The following is a 23,962-nucleotide window of genomic DNA, read 5'->3' as shown; positions in this document are numbered from 1 at the left end:
AAAATGAAAAAGCAATTATTAACAATTTTGGGATGTTTTGCCTTTTTGTCCGTGACGGCGCAGAGAATTGGCCCGCCGGATCCTTATGGAGCATTGCCAACCGAATCGCAATTGCGTTGGCAAGAATTGGAACAATATGTTTTGGTACATTTTACGCCAACAACTTTTCAAAATAAAGAATGGGGATATGGTGATGCGGATCCTAAAATCTTCAATCCTGCAAAATTTGATGCGAGTCAAATTGTGAATGCTGCCAAAGATGGCGGTTTTAAGGGTGTGATTTTTGTTGCCAAACACCACGATGGATTTTGTTTATGGCCAACCAAAACGACTTCTTATAACATTAGCAAAAGCCCTTTTCGAGATGGAAACGGTGATATGGTAAAAGAATTTGAAATTGCAGCGCGTAAAGCAGGAATGAAATTTGGACTCTATTGCTCGCCTTGGGATCGAAATAATGAAGATTATGGGAAACCTGAATATGTAGAGAAATATAGAAATCAGTTAAGAGAATTATACTCTAATTATGGCGATTTATTCATTACCTGGTTTGATGGTGCAAACGGTGGCGATGGCTATTATGGTGGTAAAAATGAAAAAAGAAGCATAGACAGATCTACTTATTATGGATGGGATAAAACCTGGGGAATATCTCGTGAGCTGCAACCCGGAGCCGTTATTTTTGCCGATAATGGAGATGTACGCTGGGTAGGAAATGAAAGAGGTTTTGCAAATGAAACTTCTTGGGAAACTTTTACACCGGAACCAATCGCAGGAAAAACGGTAGCGGTTCCCGGAGAAACCGACTCAGATAAAGCTCAGGGCGGAACACGAAACGGTAAGTTTTGGAAACCGGCAGAATGTGATGTACCGCTTAGAAATGGCTGGTTTTATCATGCTAATGAAGACAATAGCGTAAAATCAGTTTCAGAGTTATTCGAAATTTACTGTAAATCCGTTGGAAGAGGCGCTGCCATGGATATCGGAATTTCACCAAATACAGACGGTTTATTACATCAAAATGATGTTAAGGCTTTGAAAGATTTTGGCGATTTCCTAAAGAATTTATTTGCTGATAATCTTGCACAATCAGCTGTAATTACTGCTTCGGAAATTCGAGGTGAAAATCAAATATTTTTCGGAACAAAAAATCTGACTGATAACGATCGTTATTCCTACTGGGCGACCAATGATGATGTAAAAAAAGCCTGGCTACTTTTAGAATGGAAAAAAGAACAAACGTTTAACATCATTCGTCTAAGAGAAAATATCAAATTAGGGCAACGCATTGAAAAAGTAGAAATTGATGCTTTTACCAATGGAATCTGGAAAAAAATAGGCGAAGCTACAAGTATTGGCGCTAACCGATTGGTGCGTTTGCCAAATTATGTTACAACTTCAAAATTGAGAATTCTCATTAAAGAATCTCCCGTTTGTATTGCTTTAAGCGATATTGGTGTTTTTAGAGAACCGGAACAATTACCAATTCCAAAAATTAAAAGAGACAAAGACGGAAACATTTCTATTACAACTGAAACAACAGTAAATCAGATTCACTATACAATCGACGGAACAGAACCAACCGAGAAATCTCCAGTTTACGAAGGTGTATTTTCATTTTTGTCTTCTGGCAATATCAAAGCCAAATCTTTTGGAACCGATATGAAATCAGGCGAAACTGCAATTCAATCCTTTAATGTTTGCAAAAAGGACTGGAAAATAGTTAGCACTTCTTTTGAAAATCCGGAGAAGGAGGAATCACCGAATGTTATTGATGAAAATCCCGAAACTTTTTGGAGTACCGCTGATAATACTTCATTAACGCCTTTACCTCAATTTATAGTTATTGATATGGGAGAAGAAATAGAAATCACAACTTTATCATATTTGCCTCGTCAAATGGGAACTGGTGGAATTGTAAAAAATTACCAATGGGAAGTAAGTACTGATAATATAAACTGGACAACAATTGCTGCAGGTGAATTTGCAAATATCAAAAGTAATCCGGTGGAGCAAAATATCACACTAAAAGCATCGGCGAAAGCCCGATATATTAAATTTATTGGAAAAACCAGTGTAGATGGAAAGTATATTTCTATAGCTGAATTAGGTGTAAAAACTATAAAATAAGCCTGTTTTCTTTCCGATAAGATTAAACTAAAAAAGAGGACATTCAATAGAATGTCCTCTTTTTTAGTTTAAATTCTAACCTCATATTTCCGAACCTTCCGGACGGGACATAAAGCTTAAACACAATCTTGTCATTTCGATCAAAGGGAGAAATCGCACATATAACTCTACAAAGATTGGCGATTATGCTGGCGGAGTTTCTGGTGTGATTTCTCCCTTTGGTCGAAATGACAAAAACCTTTGCGATTTAACTGAATGTCATTGAGCAGCGTATTTTAATTGTAATTGTATTCTATTCCTGAATCACTTTTAATGTTGTTCCGTTTACAAAATCATCATGCGAGATAAAGAAACTATTCAAAGCTTTTCCATTTACCTGAATTTCTTTAATTTTTCCATCTGTATTGATTTCTCGTTCAATTATAATATTTTCTTTTTTATAATATCTTGAATCTAATTGAATCGTTATTTTATCAAACATTGGCGTTGTTATGGCATAAATTGGATCTCCGGGCGATATTGGATAGAATCCCATCATAGAATACACCAGCCAAGCCGACATTGTTCCTGTGTCATCATTTCCTGGTAATCCTTTTGGTTCATTTTTGAAATATTCTTTTACTAATTTCTTCACCATTTCCTGACTCTTCCACTCTTCTCCTTTTATGTAATTGAATAAATATGGATAGGCAATATCTGGCTCGTTTGCCATATCAAATTGTTTGATGTCAAAAACTTTTTGCAATTGATCAGAAAACGGTTTATCACCACCCATTAATTTTATCAATCCTCTGATATCATGTGGTACCATAAAAGCATATTGCCAAGCATTGCCTTCGATAAACCCAACATTTGCCTGAAAATTAGCTCCTGCTATCGGATCAAAAGGTTCATACCAATTGTTCATAGCAGTTCTTGGTCGAAGTAATTTCAAATCTTTATCGTATAACTTTCGGTACGATAAGGAACGGTTAGTAAAACGTTTATAGTCTTCTTTTTCACCTAATGCTTTCGCTAAAAGCGAAATCGCATAGTCAGAAGTATTATATTCTAACGTTGTAGAAACAGGTCCAGGATAATTGGTTGATAAATATCCTTTGTCGAGATATTCTTTAAGTCCGGGGCGTAGCGGATTATTTTCAATTTGGTCTGCACCTTTTAACATTGCATGGTAAGCTTTGTAAATATCAAAATCCTGAATTCCCTTTAAGCAGGCATCTACGATAACGATGCTTGCCGGATCTCCAACCATTGTAAATGTTTCTGTTGAATTTAATTCCCATTTTGGCAACCAGCCGTTTTCATCATACATTTCCAACATGCTTTTTATCATATCCGATTGTTGTTTAGGATAAACTAAAGACGTTAACGGATGCATGTTTCGATACGTATCCCACAAAGAAAACACGGTATAACGCGTGTCTGTGGTTTTTCCAATTTTACTTCTTTTTATTCGGGGATATTCTCCATTAACATCATTTAAAGTATTAGGATGAATTAAAGTATGATACAACGCGGTATAAAAAATAGTCTTATCCTCTTTTGAACCTCCTTCGACCAAAATCTTAGAAAGTTCCTTATTCCATTCGTCATAAGTTTCTTTATAAACAGCTTCAAATGATTTATCTCCGGTTTCTTTTTCTAAATTCTCACGAGCATTTTCAATACTTACATAAGAAACTCCAATTTTAACTTCGACTGTTTCTTTTTTATTAAATTGATACGTAAAATAAGTTCCAATACTATCTCCAACGACTGTCTTAACGGTACTTTTCATCATTCGGGTTTTACCGTTGTACCCCATCCATTGTGCTTCTACGCCTTCGTATTTTGGTGTTTTTTTCCAAACTCCGTAATGATCTGCCGGTTTAGAAAATTTTGCCACAAAATAAACCGGATATGCATCTTCAGGACTATTATAACAAAATGAACCTACAGAACGCATACCTTCTATTTCTGTTGAGGAAACTACTTTTACCATAGCTCCTTCTTCGTTTGTTAATCCTAAACCAAGATTCAGTAAAATATTAGATTGCCCTTTTGGGAAAGTAAATTTGCTTACTCCTACTCTTTTCGAAGCTGTAAATTCTCCCTTAACCTTATATTTATCAATATCTACACTATAATAAGCTGTTTTAGCAACTTCATTAGAATAAGTTGAACCGTATTTTAAATGATTGGTTTCAACCGCTCCCGTTGTTGGCATTAGCAAAATAACGCCTAAATCAGGGCAGCCCACGCCGCTTAAATTCACCTGACTAAATCCGGTTAAAAATGTATTTTCATTTACATAAGGATTAGACAACCACTGGCTGTCTTTTTCTAAAGGCCGATTTTGAGGTCCTGCAACATTAAACGGACTAATACTTGCCATTCCTCTTGGTGCAATTGGCCCCGGAAAAGTAGCACCATAATTGGAAGTCCCAATCAACGGATTCACAAAATCTGCGGGCTCTTGCCCAAAAGCCGTTATACTAAAAAACAGCATGCAAAAAATACATGCTGTTTGTAATATTATTCTCATATTAAAAATCATAATTAATTTCCTATCTTATAATGGCGTCAATTTTTAAAGTCCAGGCTTCTTTACATGGCAAATTATTCCTTAAACTTTCGGGAATTATCACTTTAAATCCTTCCGCAAATTTAGTCCATTTCAATTGTATTTTGGAACCTAACATCGTAATTTTTGTTCCTTTTTTAGGAGTAATAGATTTTATAACAACCTCTGATGCAATTTTATCTTCTCCTTGTTTAGCCAAATAAAACAAAAATACATTTCCTTCTTTGTTTTGAGTCATGCAGATATTATTTTCTTTAAAAGGAGCAATTGGTTTTGTATTATAAATTGCTGTACTGTTTACTTTCATCCAATCTCCATAAGCTGCCAACAAATCATAAGCTCCTTGTTGCCAATCTCCTTCCGGACTTGGAGCAACATTCAATAGTAGATTTCCGCCTTTTGCAACTACATCAATAAGCATGTGAATACCTTCTCTTCCTGTCAAATATTTAGCATCAGGAGTATAAGACCATCCACCGCCTGAAGTAATACAAGACTCCCACGGATAAGGCAATGTTTTTTCAGGAACACGATTTTCAGGAGTCAGATAGTTCTGGTTTTTTCCGTGAACTGCTCTGTCTACAACAATTAATCCGGGTTGTTTTTGGCGTGCTTCTACCACCAATTCATCCATTTTTACATCTTGATCGACAACTCTGTGTTTTATAAATCCGTTTTTAGAGGTGTTTTCTGCAAACTTCTCTTTATAATTTTCATCGATATTTTGTTGATCTCTTTTTTTCACCCATCCGCCATCTAACCATAAAATATCAATTTTACCGTAATCTGTCAATAATTCTAAAATTTGATTGTGTGTAAAATCAACATATTTCTGCCATTTTTCAGGATATAATGACGGGTCATAATTTACATTTCTGTCAAAAGGAGGAAAATAAGGATCCCAATAATTTTCGTTATGCCAATCTGGTTTTGAGAAATAAGCTCCAACAGATAAATTTTCTTTTCTAAAAGCATTAAAAACTTCTTTTGCAATATTTGCTTTCGGATTACTACTGAAAGCACATTCTTTATCTGTTACTTTATAATCGGTATATTTTGAATCGAACATAGAAAATCCGTCATGGTGTTTTGTGGTAAAAACCATGTATTTCATTCCAGCGGCTTTTGCTGCTTTTGCCCATTTTTCAGGATCAAACTTCACTGGATTGAATGTTTTTTTCAAGCCTTCGTATTCCTTTACATATTGATTATAGTTTCCGGGATTACTTCCTTTTTTGCGTTCACACCATCCATAATCCTCCGGACAAATTGACCACGATTCTACAATTCCCCACTGGCTGTAAGTTCCCCAATGCATTAATAAACCAAACTTTTTACCTTGCCACTCTTCCAGATTTTTCAGCACTAATGGATTAGTTTCCGGTACATAGCGCTCATCTTCATAAATGGCCTGAGAAAATATTTGAACTGAAAATAAAATTGCGATTATAAATATTCCTCTTTTCATAATTACTCTGTTTTTTTGGTTTTTGGTTTGTTTTTTATTTTGTTTTTTAACACATAGTCCCGATCAAAACCGCAATCTTGTCATCCCAAACGAGCGATCTCCATAATTAGCTCGACATAGATTGACCGTTACTTTGTGTCAGTTTCTTGCGGAGATCCCTCGTTCCTCGGGATGACAAGATCGTGGTTACTTTGCGAATGATGGATTAAAATCCATCTCTACAATATATTTTGTTCCTACGGAACTCCTCAAAAATCCGAGGAATTATTTACGGATTTTAATCTGTTAAAATAAACAAGAATTAGTTTTAGAATAAAAATCAGAATGACAAGATTGCATTTATTTTTATTATTAATCTTTTTAAATATACTCTCAACGAATTTAATTCACTAAAATCTCATCTACAAACAACCAGGAACTATCACCTCTTGGGCTCTTTTTCAAGTTAGTTGCAATTACTTTTACAAATCTCACATCTCGTTTTTCAAAATTAATTTTAAATTCTTTCAACTCCGAATTTACATTAATCGCAAACGGACGTATTACCTTTCCAACTTCTTTATAATTAATACTATCGCTTGATACTAAAACTTTTATTTGTGTTGGAAAATAAATCCCGGCGCCTTGGCTTTCTAATGTTCCAATTGTTACTTTTTCTATACTTTGTACTTTTTCAAGATCTACAACAATTTCCATATCATTGACCAACCACGCCTGCCATTGACCATCATGAAAATTTTTAGAACCTCTAATTGTATTTACCATTCCAAAAAGACCATCGCCTTTATAACTCTCACTATACGGCGTTAAATAATTGACTTTATGACCAAATCCTTTATGAAATACGATTGTATCTGTGAATGTTTTTCCAATTGGTTTATCATCTTGAAACAAAGAAGCTTTGAGAACTGTTGTTTCTTTAAACGGAATAGGATTCACGTATTTTATTGCTTGATGATCTATGCTTTTATCTCCTAAAACGTAACGAATGTCAGGATTTTGAAATTCATTTTTAAGCGTAACATTAATCACTTTTTTGTCTATATCTGCAACAGATGAAGCTGTAACCAAATAAGCACTTTTTGCATAATTGATCCCCAGATAATCATATCGTTTCAATAAAGAAGGTAATCTGGATGTAAAATTATTCCAATTGCGATTTTCTTTTGAACTCCATAAAACCTCCGATAAAGCTGCCAATCTTGGAAAAATCATATACTCTGACGCTTTTGGATTTGTAATATGTTCTGCCCATAAATTTGCCTGTCCGCCCAATACATGTGCAGCTTCCTGCGGTGTCATTTCATTTACAACAGGATCAAATTCGTAAACTTTATTTAATGGATTATAAGCATCAAAAGCCAAAGGTTCTTCGTTTTGAGGTCCTTGATAAAAATTAAAATAGCAAGGAGATTCCGGTGACATAATTACATCATGACCTTGCTTTGCTGCTTCAGTTCCTCCTTTTGTTCCTCTCCAACTCATTACAGTAGCTTCGGGAGCTAAACCGCCTTCAAGTATTTCGTCCCAACCAATTATTTTCTTGCCTTTAGAATTGATATATTTTTCCATTCTTTTCACGAAATAGCTTTGCAATTCATGAGCGTCTTTCAAGCCATTATCTTTCATTCTTTTTTGACAATTCGGACATTTATCCCAATTGGTTTTGGTTGCTTCGTCGCCACCAATATGAATATATTTTGAAGGGAAAATTGTAATGACTTCATCTATTACATTCTGCAAAAACTCAAAAGTAGTTTCTTTTCCGGCGCAATAAATATCAGTAATTGGCCATAATCCGCCTGACGGAACTCCGATTCTCTGATTAAAACAAGCCAATTCAGGATAAGCAGCAATAGCAGAACTCACGTGTGCCGGCATTTCGATTTCGGGAATGATTTCTATATTTTTTGCTGCAGCGTATTTTACAATTTCCTTTAATTCTTCCTGCGTCAAAAAGCCTCCGTAGGTTCCTTTTTCATCTGGATTTGTAACCAATCTTGCATTCCATGCCGCATTTTCCTGATCGACTCTCCAGGCACCAACTTCTGTTAGTTTTGGGTATTTTTTAATTTCAATTCTCCATCCCTGATCGTCAACTAAATGCAAATGCAAAACATTCATTTTAAGCATTGCTAAACGATCAATGGTTTCGATTACGTAGTTTTTATCAAAAAAATGACGCGACAAATCCAGCATTAATCCTCTCCACTGAAAACGAGGTTCATCTGTAATCGTAAGATTTGGAATCTCCCATTTTGCAGTTGTTATAATACTTTTACTTTCGATAGCTTCCGGAAGTAATTGTCGAATACTTTCTAATCCGTAAATAAAACCTGCGTTTCCTTTCGCCGTAATTGTGATGTTTTTTTCATTTACATCTAATAGATAAGCTTCCTTATTTAAAGTTGCATCTACTTTAAATTGAATAAAATTCTTTTTCGGAATCTTACTTGAAATTTCAGGGCGAAATCCTGCAGCAGTTTCAAACTTGTGTATTAAAACCGATGCAATTTCTTTTTGAGAATCACCATTTACAACAAATATAGTTTCATTAGAAAACTGAAATTTTCCTTGTTTAATAACTAATTGTTTTGGTTTTGGAATTATTTGAATATCCTTTTCGGTATATATTTTTTGACTGTAAGCATTGCTTAAAACAGTCATAAAAAACACGATAAAGATTGGTTTTAGTATTCTCATGCTTTATTATTTTGAAATTGGTATAATTTTAAATTGATAATGATAACTTTTTTCTCTTAGTAAATCAAATCGAAGAAACCCGTAATAAAATATAACGTATGCCTATCAAGAGTTTAAGATCTGTAATTTGTGCCGTTAGGCACTAAATATTGGCAGCCATATCGTTCAAAATTCGCTAGCGTGCTGTAGGTACGCAACAAAATGATAACTATTGCGTACCTACGGCACGCTAAATTTATTCCAATTTATATTTTCTACCAATATTTAATGCCTAACGGCACATTTCAAATTTTAATTGGCATAGCTTACCTAAAACAAACAGAAACATAATATATGATTCATATTCTAAGTTCCTAAAGTTACTTTTTTCTCAATCCCAATTAATTATCTATAATAAACAATACCATGGATATTTGAATATTACAAGAGATATTTACTTTATTTTAAGCTGGCTTTTGTTTCTCTGATTGTTTTAAGATTACTTTCAGACAATGCATTTCCGTCAAAAAAAGAAACTCCGACAGCTCCATTTTCTTTAGCCAATAAAATAGCTTCTTTCAATTCTTTATCTGATTTTAATCCCGGAATATAAATACCTGTATTGATTTTTGTTTTTCTATCTTCTAAATCAGCAACACCTTGTTTTGTAGCGTATCCAACCCAGTCAATTTCTTCATCATAAAAACTGTGGTAAATCATTGGATATACCTCATCAATATTCCATTTATCCCAACGTTGGCGCACCATATGATCTGCCATTTCAGGATAAGGAAATACTGCTGCTGTTAATTGCTTATTGTGTTTGTGTACAATTTTGTAAGCATCATCAACAACGGCTTTTATTGCATTTAATCTAAAGTTTTTCCACTCCATATCGATAGAAGTATTGTGGCTTGTTTTTGGATTTTTATGATGAATTTTCTCGAACGCTTTTACACATTCATCACAATAGCAAAAGTCGAATTGAGGCAATTCTACATCCTGAACTAAATTGTATTTTGGCAATAGACTTATTGGTAAAAAGATGTCCGGAAAACGAATATAATCTAAATGAACACTTTCGATTCCTTCTACTTTTGCCAATTCTTCAACTAAACCTAAAACGTGATTTCTGGACTCTTTTCTTGTTGGACATAACCATTGGTAATAATCTACATAAGGCCTATTATCAAAACAAGATTTTCCTTCTTTGCTCACCTGATACCAATCCGGATGCTGTAAAGCAATTGAATCTCCGGGTCTGTTCATCGCCATAATCCAGGCATGCACTTTTAAACCTTCTTTTGTTGCTAAAGGCACTAATCTTTTTAAAAGTTTTGGATCTGTTCCTGTATTTATTAATACTTCATCAATTCCTCCGTCTTTGTATTTTTTGAATTCTTTTGTATAATCTGCATCTGATTTTTTAGCGTCGGCTGTTGTCCAGACTCCAAATTTAAAAGTGGTTTGTTCTTCTTTTTTGGCACATGAAAAAATACTAAATGCCAATAAAAGAAGTAATAGTTTTGGTAGTTTCATTGTGGTTTATTTTGAGGTTATTTTACCATCCTGCCTTATAATAAATGTTTCATTAGAGAAAGGACTTTTTACTAAAATATTATACCCTGACGCATGATTTTCTACTATTGGTTTTAAAATTTTACCATCGACAGTAATCGATTTATTGGTAAGATCTGCCAGAGATTTTGCCCACGTTTTATGTGTTCCAAAATATTTTTTCTGAGCTCGATATAAAGAATACAATTCCCATTTTACTTTTTCATCCTGTGGAATTGTAAATGTATCTTTCCCTTCTTTTGAAGAAAAATAAACATAACCCCATTTTTCAGGTTCATGCATATCGATTACGCCCATTGGCGACCAAACCCAATTGTACTCGGGCAAAAACTTTCCTTCAGCATCTTTTTTACGTTCATAACTGCCATTTTTGATATCGTGCTGCCAGTTTACTCTTGAAAAATTGACTCTCCAGAATTTATCCGCGGGAACATTCTGATCGAAATAAGAGGTTTTATAAGATGCCCACGGAATTGCCATTTCTAATACCCAACCTTCATCGGTATCATTTGGATTATTGAGCGTTCCGTTGACTTTTACAGCCGATTTTAAACCTGGAATATTCCAGTCATTTAAAACAACTTTGTCTTCTTCTCTATACGGTTTTGACAAAAATAAATCCCAGGCAGTATTTAAGGCATTTATTTCTAGTTCATAATAATTGAAAGTATCACTATCCGGATCTACAAAAACCTCAAAATCGTTATTATAAAAAATAATAGTGTCACGTTGTTTTAAATTTGCCCAAACGTGTGGTTCTTCCATTTTTGCTAATATATAGAAATTGGTTTCGTCCCAAAGCATTTTTACTTTGGTTGCGTATTTCGGTTTTACACCATTTTCAATGTCTTCAAAAAGATCAGTCCAATCTGCTTTATTCCAGGCAGCATCAGATTGATCTCCGTCAATTATGACTGGAGTTACAGTTTTTGACGCCACATAAGTTTTAGGTACAATCGTATTTTTTGATTGCGAATATCCTATTATCGAAAGTAATCCTAAAGCGACTGTTAATCCTTTAAATTTTAAACTCATCTTTTCTCTATAAACTATTATCTTTTGTAAACTGAATTACTTCGCTTAATTTTCCAAATGCTATTGCCACAACTGTATCAGCAGCACCATAATAAACGGCTAATTTATCTTCTTCAATACTGTGCAAAGCAGCACACGGAAAAACTACGTTTGGCACATCTCCGACCATTTCATAAAGTTCTGCCGGACCTAATAAATAAGGTTGTGTTCTGTATTTTACTTTGTCTGGCGAATCTACTTCTAAAAGCGCTGAACCCATTGCGTAACGAAACCCGTTGCAAGTATTAATAACACCGTGATAAATCATCAACCATCCTTCGTCTGTTAGAATCGGGATTGGTCCTGCTCCAACTTTGGTACATTGCCACGCACTGTCTTCAAAAGGAGTTGGTTTCATCACTAGACGATGTTCTCCCCAATATTTCATATCCGGACTGTAACTGATCCAAATATCTCCAAAAGGCGTATGACCATTATCACTTGGACGGCTTAACATTGCGTATTTTCCGTTTATTTTCTGTGGAAACAAAACTCCATTTCTATTGAAAGGTAAAAAGGCATTTTCGCATTGAAAAAATTCCTTAAAATCAAAAGTATAACCAATACCAATTGTTGGTCCATTATAACCATTACACCATGTAATCCAGTAACGATCTTCGATAAAAACTACACGAGGATCATATTTATAAGCTGATTCGATCATATCAGTATTACCGGATTGCATTACAATTGGCTCATGATTAATGTCCCAATCGATACCGTTTTTACTAAAACCGGCAAAAATATTCATTTGAACCGCTTTGTTATCACATCTAAAAACACCTGCAAATCCATCTCCAAAAGGAACAACTGCGCTGTTAAAAATACTATTTGATGACGGTATAGCATATCTTTCAATAATTGGATTTTCAGAATATCTCCACATTACATCGTTACTGTTTTCTGGTCTGTCTTGCCAAGGAATTGTAGTCATTATATTTTGTTTTTTTGTTTGTTTTTTCTGTTGCTTGTTATTGCTGTATCATTATTATAAATACATAGAAACATAGTTTTTAAAATTTAAAAAAGCGGTTTTAGTCAGTCCAAAAGATATAAATATGCGTGGAACATTTCTTTTGTAATTTTTCTTTTCTAAACATAAAAATCTATGTTTCTATGCGTTTATTATTTCTCTCTTATCTATATTCTATATTCAATTATCTAATCCGCTATTCTTCTAACTTTATCCAACCAAGTGAATTTCAATATTGTTGTTGTCACTAAAAAGACGATTAAAGCTATTATTGCCTTTGGATAATCTCTGATTACAAAGAATATCGGAAGTAAAATCATACTTGATTGCCATACAATCCCAATCACACAATTAAGCATATCTTTCCAGAAATCATTATTTTTTTCGAAAGTCTGATCTTCTGCTTTTAATAATTTGCAAACTGGTTTCCACCATCCCCAAGGTCTTACATTTGCATAAAAAGATTTTAAAACTTCTATATCTGTTGGTTTACTTAGGAAAGTTCCTAAAAGACATCCTAAAATCGAGAAACCAAATATTACCGGAAACAGATAAATTGCCTGTACTTGCGATAACTCATATAAAAATGATCCTTCGGTTAAATTACCTTTATTCTGTCCTAAAATAAATTGTAATGAAGCTACAATTAATCCGGCAAACATTCCCCAGAAATAACCCCAACCGTTAAATCGCCACCAAATCCATTTTAGAAAATTGGCTGCCACATAACCTCCATACAAAGCGCTTGTAATCCATAAGGTTAAGGAATTAATTGAGTCTGCAAAGAATCCCATAAAAACACCTAAACCAACAACTATGAAAGATGAAATCTGACTTACTTTTATATAATGTGCATTTGTTGCAACCGGTTTGAAGTATTTTTTATAAATATCATTTACGATATAAGCCGGGCCTGCATTTACAAAAGCTGAAAATCCGGACATAAATGCCGCCAATAAACCCGCAAGTAAAAGCCCTTTTATTCCAACAGGAAGATATAAATTAACCACTTTTGGCATTAGTAATTCTAAATCTGCTCCCGTTAAACCTGTATGCGCATTCAGCTCCGGTGCTATATTCACCAAAGCAATTACAACAATTCCTGTAATTAATAAATATCTTGGAATGAACAAAATCAAGTTGGTAAAACCACTCATGTACGCGGCTTCTTTTACTGATTTTGTAGAGAGAATTCTTTGTAAATCATAGCTGGGCGTTGGACCTGCGACACTGGCAAAGAAACCTTTGAACAATGTCATTCCGATAAAAGCGCCAAACATTTTATAACCTTCGGAATCAATTAAATTATTGAATGTCTGAAACTTTTCGCTCCATTGCGTTTCAAACTGCCATCCGAAGAAAACATTTTTCCATTCTTCGGTAATTACAGAATTGATCTGAATATCGGTATAATTTATAAATGCATAACCGGCAATCAGAACACTGGCAATAATCATGATTAAATATTGTACAACTTCTGTAGCAACAACAGAAAACATACCTCCTTTGACGGTATAGATTGTTGTTAAGAATATGATTATCAAAGCATAAGATCGCTCTGATGTCAATAAAATTAAATCTCCGTACTGAAGCGTTAAATCCCAAGGAAGAATGATAGTTATAAATTTCCCGATTCCTTCAAAAAAATAGGCAATAAAACCAATTGTAGAAATAATGGCAAAAATAGCGACGATAATGTGCGATGCTTTTCCGGCTCTGTCGTTTCCAAAGCGGGTCAAAATCCATTCAGAACCTGTCATTACTTTTGATCTTCTTATCCAGACGGCCAGGAACATCATTACAAAAATTTGGTTCCAAATAGGCCAAAGCCACATAAACATGAAACTTTTTACTCCATACAAAAACAACACTCCAATCATCCAGGAAGTTCCTGAAACATCAAACATTCCTGATCCGTTGCTCAAACCTAAAAAATACCATTTGATTGTTTTTCCACCAAGGAAATAATCATCTAATCCTTTTGATGCTTTTCTTGAAATCCAAATTCCTATTCCTACTGAGAGCAGAATATAAGCTACGATGATCGATACGTCAATGATATCCATTAATTTTAATATTTGTTTTGAGTTAGTTAAATTGTAATTTCTGTTTTTCAGCGCTTTGTTTTGGTCAGTAACAAAGTCAAAATCGATAAAAACGAACTGTTTTTCATCTTTTTTACAAATGCATATTTATGAAAAGCTGTTGGTTTATGATGAATAAATTCTACATTGATTTTAGAATTTTCAAGAAAAACTTATTAATGATCTGATATTGTTTTTTTGTTAGCATAACTTAATTTGTTTAAAAATTAATTTAAAAAAGTTGTTTTTTTGGTCTTAAAAAATCTTGTTGACTATTATTTTCATATCTTTTTATTTTACAACTTGCAATCAGAATTGCCAGTGAAATAAAAAAGCTGAAATTCTAGCCATAAAACAATCTTAATTTAGTTCTAAACATAAACAAATTTGATTTTTATTGAAACTAATTTAGACAGACGACACATAAACTAAGATAAACACCAAAAAAAGTCACAAAAAACACAATTATTATGAATTTCAATTCTGGCAAACTTTATCGCATTCCATTGCATTATCATATCTATTTTTGGCTTACTTACTTTTTATTCAACACACTTCGCTGGGGAATTTATTTTAATAATTATAGCTATTCATTGAAAACTAATTTACTGGGTTTTCCAATTCATATGACATCATGTTATTTGAATATTTTAGTATTTATGCCTTATCTGGTTTATCGAAAAAAATACCTTCTATACATACTTGCCGTTTTGTCCTCAATATTTATAATGGTGGTCGTTAAATTTAACCTTACTTACTTATTGATAAGTCATGACGTTTGGCCTGAAGGACCTAAAATCATCAATAATCTAACATTAAACTACACCATAGATATGATGATTGGTGAGCTTTATGTTATCACTTTTGTTACTGCAATTAAGATAACTTTAGATTTCCTGAAAGAGCAAAAACGAGTAGCCGATCTTGAAAAATCTCAATTAGAAACCGAATTACTATTCTTAAAATCTCAAATTTCTCCTCATTTCCTCTTTAATACGCTTAATAATATTTATTCTTTATCTGTAGAAAAATCGAACAAAACTCCAAAAGTTGTACTAAAACTATCTGAATTAATACGTTACATGCTTTATGAAACAAAAAACAAAAAACAAACTTTAGAAAACGAAATACTCTGCATTGAGAATTATCTTGATCTGGAGAGAATCAGAAATGATGATCGACTAGAAATAAACATGTCTATCTCCGGAGACATTCATGATAAGGAAATATCTCCTATAATATTACTGACGTTTATTGAAAATGCATTTAAACATGGCGTAAACAAAAACACCGGAAAAGTAATTGTTAATATTAACTTTAAAGTAATAGATAATTTTCTTCATTTTACGGTTTCAAACCCAACACCGGAAATTACTCACCACAAAGACAATTTTAACAAATCAAGTGGTATTGGTATAGAAAATGTAAAAAAAAGACTTGAATTAGATTATAATAAAAAAGACTACAATCTTTCTTTTAAGAATAAAAAGAATATTTTTGTGGTTAAGCTTGTGATTAAAGTCTCTTAATACGACTTATCTTTTTTTAAGTTTACTACAGATTTATTTCGCTCAAAAAATAATAATTACAAAATGAAAATAAATTGTTTGATTATAGATGATGAGCCACTGGCAATCAATGTTATTAAAAATTATTTAGAGTCAATTGAAAATTTTGAGGTAATAAACACTTTTACGAATCCAGTAGAAGGATTAAATTTTTTAAAAAACAACAAAGTCGATGTCGTTTTTCTAGACATAAATATGCCTGTTCTTAACGGCATCAATTTTATAAAAAGTCTCGAAAACCCGCCATTATTTATTATTACCAGCGCAAATAGCGAATTTGCATTAGAAACTTACGAATTAGATGTTTTAGATTATCTGGTAAAACCTATCGAATTTCCGAGACTGATAAAAGCGCTAAATAAAGCAAGTAAAAGGCTTGAAAATAAAAGTAATGCACCTTATCAGGAAAGCAGTACAGAAAATCCTTTTATTTTTATAAAAATTGACAAGAAAAGAATGAAGAAGATTTTCTTAAATGAAATTCTGGTCTTAGAAAGTCTAAAAGACTATTTAAAAATAAGCACTTTATCCGGCAAATACATTATATATAGCACGTTATCAGACTTTACGGATTTATTACCCGAAAGAAATTTTTTAAGAATCCATAGATCCTACACTGTAGCGATTGATAAGATTGACGCTATTGAAGGAAATAGTATTGAAATTGAAGGTCTTAAATACGTAATTGGAAGATCGTATATGGATCATGTAAAACAAAGAATTTTAAATTCTTCAAATTAAAAAAGATCTTTTAAAGTTTCATCACCGGAATCTTTATCATCTGATGAATAAATACAATTACAGATGTATTATTTTTTCAATGAAAATTCATCCTCAATGAATCGAAATTTTTCTTTATCAAGCGGTTTGTTAAGAAATCGAAATACAAAAGGATTATTTTCCGCACGCAAAAAATCATCAGGATGTATAGATGTCGTAATCATTAAAATGATGCATTTTGTTCTGACAACCTCTGAAAGTTTTTTGTATTCTTCCAGAAATTCATATCCATTCATTCCAGGCATATTGATATCTAAAAAAATGAACTGCGGAAGTAAATCGGGTGTGTTCTCTAATGATCGAATATAATCGAGAGCTTCAATAGCAGATTCCTGCAGAATTATTTCTTCGGCAAAATGATATTTTTCAGCCATTCGTTTTGCAATATAACGATCTGTAGGATTATCGTCTATCACCAGAATTTTTTTAAATGTTGGGTGTATATTTTCCTGATTCATGATTAATTTGGGATTTTAATTAAAAAGGTAGTACCTGTACCTTTTTCAGATTGAACTTTTATTTCTCCATTGAGTTTATTAATGGCTTCTTTTACAATATATAAACCGAGTCCTGAACCAACAGATTCGTGCGATACACGATAAAACATATTGAATATTTTTGTCTGCGATTCTTTATCGATGCCTATACCATTGTCTTCAATCTCAATATTAATTTCAGTTTGAGATGTATCTACTTTTATACTGACAAAAGGATTTGGAATCTTGGGATTTTGATATCGAATAGCATTTGAAATCAGATTACTAAAAATGGTAATAAGACGATTTTTATCAGAGTAAATGGAAGTTTCGCCAGTGATTTCAATTTTAAATTCAACTGTTCTGTTATTGTTGCCTATGAATTTTAAATTCTGCGTCACATCCTTCAAAAGTTCAGCAAAATTAATCTGTGTCATCTCGACCTCCATGCGAGAATTTCTCGAGTAATCAAGAATATCACAAATAAAACTATCGAGTTTTTTTGCACTCGTATTTAGCATTTTAAGATGCTCAAGTGTCAATTCTTCGTTAGTATCATCTTTGGCAATTTCAATAAGACCAAGCATTGAATTCAGTGGTGCACGTAAATCATGAGATGTACTATAAACAAAACGATCCAGTTCGTAATTGGCAGTTCTTAATTCCTTATTTTCAGTTTCGCGTTTATTAAAAATGAGTTCTATATGTGCCTCGCTATATTTTTTAAATTGATAAGCCCATAATCCGCAAATAGAAAAAATAACACCTGCAAGTATCATATGAATAATAAATGTCTGAAGGGACATATAATCTAACTGGGAAAAATAAATATGATTAAAACCAATGTATTGAAAATAACCAAACAATGCATGATGAATTGTAACCACCAGCATAAGCGGTATTTGCAATTTCCAGTTCTGATAAGTAATAAGTATTGCACTTGCAATGAATGCCATAAAATGCATCTCAAACATGCCATGCATCTGATAAATAAATTGTGCCATAAAAATCCCCAATACAACACTAAGTACATATTGATACAAATTTGATTTAGGCATGCTCAATTTTGTGGAGTAATATGCAATCAGTAATAAACCTCCAACTCCTATTCCGATTTGCCATGTATCATAATAAAAAGCAAGAAGCAAACCAATAATAAAAAAACTGATCAGGAAATAGTTAATTAACTGATCCGATTTTTGTTTAATTGTAAAAAGGAAATCCTGAATATGCTTAGATTGCTCGTACTCTTCAATTTCTGGGTTCATTTTTTTTCAATTTGGGATTGTTATTTTATTTTTCTTTTAATTGTAGGTCATCAGAAACATAACCTCATATTGGTAATTGAGGTATTGCAAAAACTTTGGCTTTAAGTTTAATGAAAATTTAGATTTTAAGAAAAATCACTGACAAAGTCTCTACCAAATTATGTAAAAAATAACATAATGACAAATTTTTATTAAGATAATCCATATAAATAAATTATAAAATTATCATGATGCTAATTTTTAAAATTAAAGTTTAAAATACAGTCTACAGAAAATACTGGACTTTGTATAACTGGAGTTACTATATTTTTTATTACAAAAGCTAAGAATATATTTTTGTTTGCATATCCAAAATTTTATATCTAACTTCCTAAAATGGAAACAAATCCGGATGTAGTAGTTATTGGTGGAGGACTTGCCGGATTGGCAGCAGCTATACATCTATCTCAAAAAGGATTAAAAGTAATTCTAATCGAGAAATCACAGTATCCAAAGCATAAAGTCTGTGGAGAGTATATTTCTAACGAGATTCTACCCTATTTGCAATGGCTTGGCGCAGATGTTTCGGAACTGCATCCTACTCAGATCTCTAAGTTCGAATTTACATCTAGCAATGGAAAAGCTGCAGTTGCAAAACTTCCGTTAGGAGGCTTTGGCATTAGCCGATATGCGCTTGACAATTTTTTATACCAAAAGGCACTGGCAAACAATTGTACCATTATTAAGGAGAACGTTACTGATGTTTCTTTTAGCAATGATATCTTTACAATTACAACTCCAAGCCAAATTTTATCGGCTAAAATAGTATTGGGTGCTTTTGGCAAGCGATCCAATATTGATCAGGTTTTGGCCCGGGATTTTATCCATAAAAAATCACCTTGGCTGGCTGTTAAGGCGCATTATTCTGGTGATATAGATAATGATCTCGTTGCTTTACACAACTTTAAAGGAGGTTATTGTGGTGTCTCTAAAGTAGAGAACAACATTATAAACATTTGTTATCTGGCCGATTATGCCACTTTTAAACAATATAAAAACATAGAAGATTATCAACAGAATATCCTCTATAAAAACAAACATTTAAAATCTGTTTTTGAAAACAGTAAACTTCTTTTTGACAAACCAATCACCATAAGCCAAATCTCTTTTGATAAAAAACAACCAGTAGAAAACCATTTGTTAATGATTGGTGATACGGCCGGACTTATTCATCCGCTTTGTGGCAACGGAATGGCTATGGCAATTCATAGTGCAAAAATAGCATCAGAATTAATAATCGATTATTATTCAGGCAAAATAATCTCACGCGAATTACTAGAAAGAACTTATACGAATCAATGGAATAAACATTTTGGTAAAAGATTATTTATGGGCAGAATCCTTGCAAAAATCTTAACCAATAAAACCATTACTAATGTACTCTTTGCAATCGTAGCATCTTTTCCGGGATTAATGCCCGCAATAATTAAACAGACTCACGGCAAACCTATAGCAATCAATTAAATGGGAATAAGCACCAAATTCAGAACAGAAGAAACCGAGATAATGGATGATTTTTCCCTTCAGGGGAAAGAGCTCAAAAATGCATTAGATAAAATCGCCAGTATTAATCAATTATTAGGTGGCAACAAACTTACACTTCATGGCATAAAAACATTATTAAAGAAATCTGATACTCATAAAACAATAGTAATTGCAGATATAGGTTGTGGTAATGGAGATATGTTGCGTATGTTGGCGAAATACGGCCAAAAAAACAATCTTAATTTTAAACTTATAGGTATAGATGCAAATGCTTTTACGATAAATTATGCTAAAACACTCTCCGTAAAATATCCAAATATCGAATATGTATGTGTGGATATTTTTAGCGATGCGTTTATCGCTCTAAAATATGATATCGTTTTATGCACTCTTACTCTACACCATTTTACCAATGAGCAAATATTAAATATAATCACTATCTTTAATAACAATGCCGAAGTTGGCATTATTGTTAACGATTTGCATCGAAGTAAATTAGCCTATCGTCTTTTTAAAATGATTGGTATTATTTTTAATCTAAATAGAATGTCACGCCAAGATGGGCTTGTTTCTATTTTGAGAGGATTTAAGAAAAAAGAATTAGAAAACTTTTCAAATAAAGTAAATTTTAAAAACTATACCATAAACTGGAAATGGGCTTTTCGTTATCAATGGATAATTGCTAAAACATGAGTGTAAAAATTATAACTGTTGCCAAGCAACTACCACAATATTCGCGTACAACGGCAGATATCATTCCTATGTTGGAAGGATGGCTACACGGACAAGACGAACGCTTTATCAAAAAAGTAAAAAAAATATTCGAAGGCGCAGCTGTAGACAAACGGTATTCTATCATGGATCCTGCCGAAGTTTTTACAGCAACTTCATTTGAAGAGAAAAACGATATTTATAGTCGGGAAGTAATCATTTTGGGCGAACAAGTATTAGAGAAAGCACTGACCAAGACAAACTGGGATCCGCAAACGCTCGATTATATTATTACAGTAAGTTGTACTGGGATTATGATACCATCATTGGACGCTTATCTTATCAATAAAATGAAATTAAGACAAGATATCGTACGACTTCCCGTAACCGAAATGGGTTGTGCTGCCGGAATATCGGGCATTATTTATGCTAAAAACTTTCTTAAAGCAAATCCCGGAAAACGTGCTGCAGTAATCGCAATTGAATCGCCTACAGCAACATTTCAGCTGAATGATTTTTCGATGCCAAACATTGTAAGCGCAGCTATTTTTGGCGATGGCGCTGCCTGTTGTCTCTTATCATCGTACGAAGACGATAATGGACCTGAAATACTAGACGAACAAATGTATCATTTTTATGATGCTGAACATATGATGGGATTTAAACTAACCAATACCGGTTTACAAATGGTATTGGATATTGAAGTTCCGGAAACTATTGCATCACATTTTGAAGATATTATTCATCCTTTTTTACAAAAAAACAATTTAGAGATTAAGGATATAGATCATATGATTTTTCATCCTGGCGGAAAAAAAATAGTTACAACAGTAGAATCACTTTTCGCCGGATTAGGAAAAAATATTGAAGACACTAAGGAAGTTCTCAAACAATATGGTAATATGTCGAGCGCTACAGTTTTGTATGTTCTAGAAAGAATTATGGACGGAAACCCAAAGTCGGGAGAAAAAGGATTAATGCTAAGTTTTGGTCCGGGATTTTCGGCACAAAGGGTTTTATTACAATGGTAAGTAAGTCGAAAGTTATAAAGTCGTAAAGTCAAAAGCATCCACATTAATTAAAAACACTCAAAATCAATATATTGCTCGTTTTATATAATTTTAAAATACGACATTATAATTTGATTATTAATTATTTAGATAAAACGATTGGATTTTATTATTGTATCTAAAAATTAGACGCTGATTTTACTGATTCGCAGGCGAAAAAGCGGGTAAAAACAGATTTTAACGAATTGATTTTTTTGCTCATATTTTAAAAAAAATATCCGGTTTTATCAGCGTCTTTACGAAGTAAATCCGTTTTATCCGCGTTCAAATTAGGCATCAACTTATTAAACGAAACAAATTATGTCTTTAAAAAATATTATAGCAAAGTTACCATACAGCAAGCCCTTTTTGTTTGTAGACGAATTATTGCATGTTGATGAAAATAGTGTTACCGGAACCTATACTTTTAATGAAGATCTTGATTTTTATAAAGGTCATTTTAAAGATAATCCTGTAACTCCGGGTGTGATTTTAACTGAAACAATGGCTCAGATTGGAATGGTTTGCCTGGGCATCTATTTACTGGGAGATGATTTTAACAAAGAGACTGTAATTGCATTTACCTCAGCAGATATGCAATTTTTAAAGCCCGTATATCCAAATGAAAAAGTAACAGTAACTTCTCAGAAATCATTTTTTAGATTTGGAAAATTGAAATGCGATGTAATTATGAAAAACGAAGCCGGACAGGAAGTCTGTAAAGGTATTTTGGCTGGTATGATTACTAAGAAACTATGAATAAAAGAGTTGTAATAACAGGATTAGGCGTAGTGGCTCCCAACGGAGTTGGAATTACTGCATTTACCCATTCGATAAAAAACGGAATCTCCGGTATTCGACATGATGCACAATTGCAGGAATTACAATTTTCATGTCAGATCGCCGGTCAGCCACAAATATCAGACGAACTTAAATCGGAATACTTTACAGAGCTTGAACTAAGAGGTTTTAATAGTACTGGTATTTTATATGGCGTTATGGCGGGTATAGAAGCATGGAAAAATGCAGGATTGTCGATAGAAAATAGTGATAATCCTGATTGGGACAGCGGAACTATTTTTGGATCAGGCACATCAGGAATCGATAAATTTCGTGAAAGCATTTATAAAATCGATGAATTACAAGTCCGAAGACTTGGCAGCACTGTCGTTGCACAAACAATGAACAGTGGTGTGAGTGCTTATCTTGGTGGAAAACTAGGACTCGGGAATCAGGTTACCACAAATTCATCAGCCTGTGCAACTGGTACAGAAGGTATTTTAATGGCTTATGATCGCATACAATCCGGGCAAGTAAAACGAGTACTGGCTGGAAGTACTGGCGATAGCGGCCCTTATATTTGGGGCGGATTTGATGCTTTGCGTGTTTGCAGTTCTAACTATAATGATAATCCCGAACGTGGATCCCGCCCAATGAGTGCCTCTGCCGGAGGATTTGTACCCGGTAGTGGTGCCGGAGCACTGGTTATAGAAGATTTAGAAAGTGCCCTGGAAAGAGGTGCTACCATTTATGCCGAAATATTAGGCGGAAATGTAAACTCCGGCGGACAACGGGGAAACGGAAGTATGACGGCACCAAATAGTATTGCTGTACAAAGATGTATCACCAATGCTATTCATAATTCCGGTATTTCATCAAATGATATTGATGCCATAAACGGTCATCTTACGGCGACTACAAAAGATAGTCTTGAAATTGAAAACTGGACGAAAGCATTAGGAAGAAACGGTACTAATTTTCCGTATATCAACTCTTTAAAAAGCATGACGGGACATTGCCTTAGTGCTGCCGGAAGTGTAGAAAGTATTGCTGCGGTTCTACAACTTCATGAAGGTTTTGTATTTGGAAATATCAATTGCGAGGATCTTCATCCGGAAATTAATGTACTTATTGATTCGTCAAAAGTTCCTTTAAAAACAATAAACATTAATCCTACTATAATTGCCAAAGCAAGTTTTGGATTTGGTGATGTAAATGCCTGTATTATCTTTAAAAAATTTCAAAAATAATCCT

17 protein-coding genes are annotated in these 23,962 nt (G+C 33.4%); 8 read left to right on the top strand and 9 right to left on the bottom strand.

Going from position 1 to position 23,962, the window contains the following annotated elements; translation table 11 throughout:
* Window positions 1–3 precede the first annotated feature (3 nt).
* The gene (locus C8C83_RS18340) at window positions 4–2,130 is read left to right on the top strand and encodes an alpha-L-fucosidase (RefSeq protein ID WP_121329822.1); all 2,127 of its coding nucleotides are present in this window, start codon (window positions 4–6) and stop codon (window positions 2,128–2,130) included.
* A 292-nt stretch (window positions 2,131–2,422) separates the two neighbouring features.
* On the opposite strand, the gene C8C83_RS18335 is transcribed toward C8C83_RS18340, so the two are convergent.
* The 7 genes from C8C83_RS18335 to C8C83_RS18305 form a co-directional block, all read right to left on the bottom strand.
* Complete coding sequence (locus C8C83_RS18335; RefSeq protein WP_233566122.1) at window positions 2,423–4,654, bottom strand: GH92 family glycosyl hydrolase; 2,232 nt, start codon at window positions 4,652–4,654, stop codon at window positions 2,423–2,425.
* A gap of 22 nt (window positions 4,655–4,676) precedes the next feature.
* Complete coding sequence (locus C8C83_RS18330; RefSeq protein WP_121329820.1) at window positions 4,677–6,161, bottom strand: alpha-L-fucosidase; 1,485 nt, start codon at window positions 6,159–6,161, stop codon at window positions 4,677–4,679.
* A 381-nt stretch (window positions 6,162–6,542) separates the two neighbouring features.
* Window positions 6,543–8,864, bottom strand: a complete 2,322-nt coding sequence (locus C8C83_RS18325; RefSeq protein ID WP_121329819.1) for a family 20 glycosylhydrolase — start codon at window positions 8,862–8,864, stop codon at window positions 6,543–6,545.
* A gap of 438 nt (window positions 8,865–9,302) precedes the next feature.
* On the bottom strand, window positions 9,303–10,382 hold the full coding sequence (locus tag C8C83_RS18320; protein ID WP_121329818.1) for a putative glycoside hydrolase: 1,080 nt from the start codon (window positions 10,380–10,382) through the stop codon (window positions 9,303–9,305).
* Between the two features lie 6 nt (window positions 10,383–10,388).
* Window positions 10,389–11,456, bottom strand: a complete 1,068-nt coding sequence (locus C8C83_RS18315; RefSeq protein ID WP_121329817.1) for a carbohydrate-binding family 9-like protein — start codon at window positions 11,454–11,456, stop codon at window positions 10,389–10,391.
* Between the two features lie 7 nt (window positions 11,457–11,463).
* Complete coding sequence (locus C8C83_RS18310; protein ID WP_121329816.1) at window positions 11,464–12,429, bottom strand: glycoside hydrolase family 130 protein; 966 nt, start codon at window positions 12,427–12,429, stop codon at window positions 11,464–11,466.
* 227 nt (window positions 12,430–12,656) lie between these two features.
* Window positions 12,657–14,534: a sodium:solute symporter family protein gene (locus C8C83_RS18305; RefSeq protein WP_121329815.1), complete on the bottom strand. Its 1,878-nt coding sequence runs from the start codon at window positions 14,532–14,534 to the stop codon at window positions 12,657–12,659.
* A gap of 488 nt (window positions 14,535–15,022) precedes the next feature.
* On the opposite strand from C8C83_RS18305, the gene C8C83_RS18300 reads away from it, so the two are divergent.
* Both C8C83_RS18300 and C8C83_RS18295 read left to right on the top strand, forming a co-directional pair.
* Window positions 15,023–16,081, top strand: coding sequence for a histidine kinase (locus C8C83_RS18300; RefSeq protein WP_121329814.1), 1,059 nt, complete (start codon window positions 15,023–15,025; stop codon window positions 16,079–16,081).
* 63 nt (window positions 16,082–16,144) lie between these two features.
* A complete protein-coding gene (locus C8C83_RS18295) occupies window positions 16,145–16,861 on the top strand; it encodes a LytTR family DNA-binding domain-containing protein (RefSeq protein ID WP_121329813.1) in 717 nt (238 codons plus the stop codon).
* 68 nt (window positions 16,862–16,929) lie between these two features.
* On the opposite strand, the gene C8C83_RS18290 is transcribed toward C8C83_RS18295, so the two are convergent.
* On the bottom strand, window positions 16,930–17,358 hold the full coding sequence (locus tag C8C83_RS18290) for a response regulator (protein WP_121329812.1): 429 nt from the start codon (window positions 17,356–17,358) through the stop codon (window positions 16,930–16,932).
* A 2-nt stretch (window positions 17,359–17,360) separates the two neighbouring features.
* Entirely contained in the window at window positions 17,361–18,644 is a 1,284-nt protein-coding gene (locus tag C8C83_RS18285; RefSeq protein ID WP_121329811.1) for a HAMP domain-containing sensor histidine kinase, read from the bottom strand.
* A 375-nt stretch (window positions 18,645–19,019) separates the two neighbouring features.
* Here C8C83_RS18285 and C8C83_RS18280 point away from each other — a divergent pair, with 375 nt between their 5' ends.
* From C8C83_RS18280 to C8C83_RS18260, 5 genes are all read left to right on the top strand, one after another.
* Window positions 19,020–20,147, top strand: coding sequence for an FAD-dependent oxidoreductase (locus C8C83_RS18280; protein ID WP_121329810.1), 1,128 nt, complete (start codon window positions 19,020–19,022; stop codon window positions 20,145–20,147).
* Window positions 20,148–20,861, top strand: a complete 714-nt coding sequence (locus C8C83_RS18275) for a methyltransferase domain-containing protein (RefSeq protein WP_121329809.1) — start codon at window positions 20,148–20,150, stop codon at window positions 20,859–20,861.
* Window positions 20,858–21,910 (top strand): type III polyketide synthase, encoded by a 1,053-nt coding sequence (locus C8C83_RS18270; protein WP_121329808.1) that lies wholly within the window; start codon window positions 20,858–20,860, stop codon window positions 21,908–21,910. Before C8C83_RS18275 ends, C8C83_RS18270 begins: the two co-directional genes overlap by 4 nt.
* A 339-nt stretch (window positions 21,911–22,249) precedes the next feature.
* On the top strand, window positions 22,250–22,687 hold the full coding sequence (locus tag C8C83_RS18265) for a hydroxymyristoyl-ACP dehydratase (protein WP_121329807.1): 438 nt from the start codon (window positions 22,250–22,252) through the stop codon (window positions 22,685–22,687).
* A complete protein-coding gene (locus C8C83_RS18260) occupies window positions 22,684–23,958 on the top strand; it encodes a beta-ketoacyl-[acyl-carrier-protein] synthase family protein (protein WP_121329806.1) in 1,275 nt (424 codons plus the stop codon). The genes C8C83_RS18265 and C8C83_RS18260 overlap by 4 nt, the downstream gene beginning before the upstream one ends.
* The last annotated feature ends 4 nt before the right edge of the window (window positions 23,959–23,962 follow it).

Source organism: Flavobacterium sp. 90 (assembly GCF_004339525.1).
In the GTDB taxonomy this organism is placed as follows: Bacteria; Bacteroidota; Bacteroidia; order Flavobacteriales; family Flavobacteriaceae; genus Flavobacterium.
Note: the sequence above shows the minus strand (reverse complement) of the source record. Positions and strands in the feature narration are given on the sequence as shown.

What these genes read in the sequence shown, in the direction of transcription:
- C8C83_RS18340 (WP_121329822.1), top strand. Translation starts at nt 4, where the DNA reads ATGAAAAAGCAATTATTAACAATTTTGGGATGTTTTGCCTTTTTGTCC.
- C8C83_RS18335 (WP_233566122.1), bottom strand. Translation starts at nt 4,654, where the DNA reads ATGAGAATAATATTACAAACAGCATGTATTTTTTGCATGCTGTTTTTT.
- C8C83_RS18330 (WP_121329820.1), bottom strand. Translation starts at nt 6,161, where the DNA reads ATGAAAAGAGGAATATTTATAATCGCAATTTTATTTTCAGTTCAAATA.
- C8C83_RS18325 (WP_121329819.1), bottom strand. Translation starts at nt 8,864, where the DNA reads ATGAGAATACTAAAACCAATCTTTATCGTGTTTTTTATGACTGTTTTA.
- C8C83_RS18320 (WP_121329818.1), bottom strand. Translation starts at nt 10,382, where the DNA reads ATGAAACTACCAAAACTATTACTTCTTTTATTGGCATTTAGTATTTTT.
- C8C83_RS18315 (WP_121329817.1), bottom strand. Translation starts at nt 11,456, where the DNA reads ATGAGTTTAAAATTTAAAGGATTAACAGTCGCTTTAGGATTACTTTCG.
- C8C83_RS18310 (WP_121329816.1), bottom strand. Translation starts at nt 12,429, where the DNA reads ATGACTACAATTCCTTGGCAAGACAGACCAGAAAACAGTAACGATGTA.
- C8C83_RS18305 (WP_121329815.1), bottom strand. Translation starts at nt 14,534, where the DNA reads ATGGATATCATTGACGTATCGATCATCGTAGCTTATATTCTGCTCTCA.
- C8C83_RS18300 (WP_121329814.1), top strand. Translation starts at nt 15,023, where the DNA reads ATGAATTTCAATTCTGGCAAACTTTATCGCATTCCATTGCATTATCAT.
- C8C83_RS18295 (WP_121329813.1), top strand. Translation starts at nt 16,145, where the DNA reads ATGAAAATAAATTGTTTGATTATAGATGATGAGCCACTGGCAATCAAT.
- C8C83_RS18290 (WP_121329812.1), bottom strand. Translation starts at nt 17,358, where the DNA reads ATGAATCAGGAAAATATACACCCAACATTTAAAAAAATTCTGGTGATA.
- C8C83_RS18285 (WP_121329811.1), bottom strand. Translation starts at nt 18,644, where the DNA reads ATGAACCCAGAAATTGAAGAGTACGAGCAATCTAAGCATATTCAGGAT.
- C8C83_RS18280 (WP_121329810.1), top strand. Translation starts at nt 19,020, where the DNA reads ATGGAAACAAATCCGGATGTAGTAGTTATTGGTGGAGGACTTGCCGGA.
- C8C83_RS18275 (WP_121329809.1), top strand. Translation starts at nt 20,148, where the DNA reads ATGGGAATAAGCACCAAATTCAGAACAGAAGAAACCGAGATAATGGAT.
- C8C83_RS18270 (WP_121329808.1), top strand. Translation starts at nt 20,858, where the DNA reads ATGAGTGTAAAAATTATAACTGTTGCCAAGCAACTACCACAATATTCG.
- C8C83_RS18265 (WP_121329807.1), top strand. Translation starts at nt 22,250, where the DNA reads ATGTCTTTAAAAAATATTATAGCAAAGTTACCATACAGCAAGCCCTTT.
- C8C83_RS18260 (WP_121329806.1), top strand. Translation starts at nt 22,684, where the DNA reads ATGAATAAAAGAGTTGTAATAACAGGATTAGGCGTAGTGGCTCCCAAC.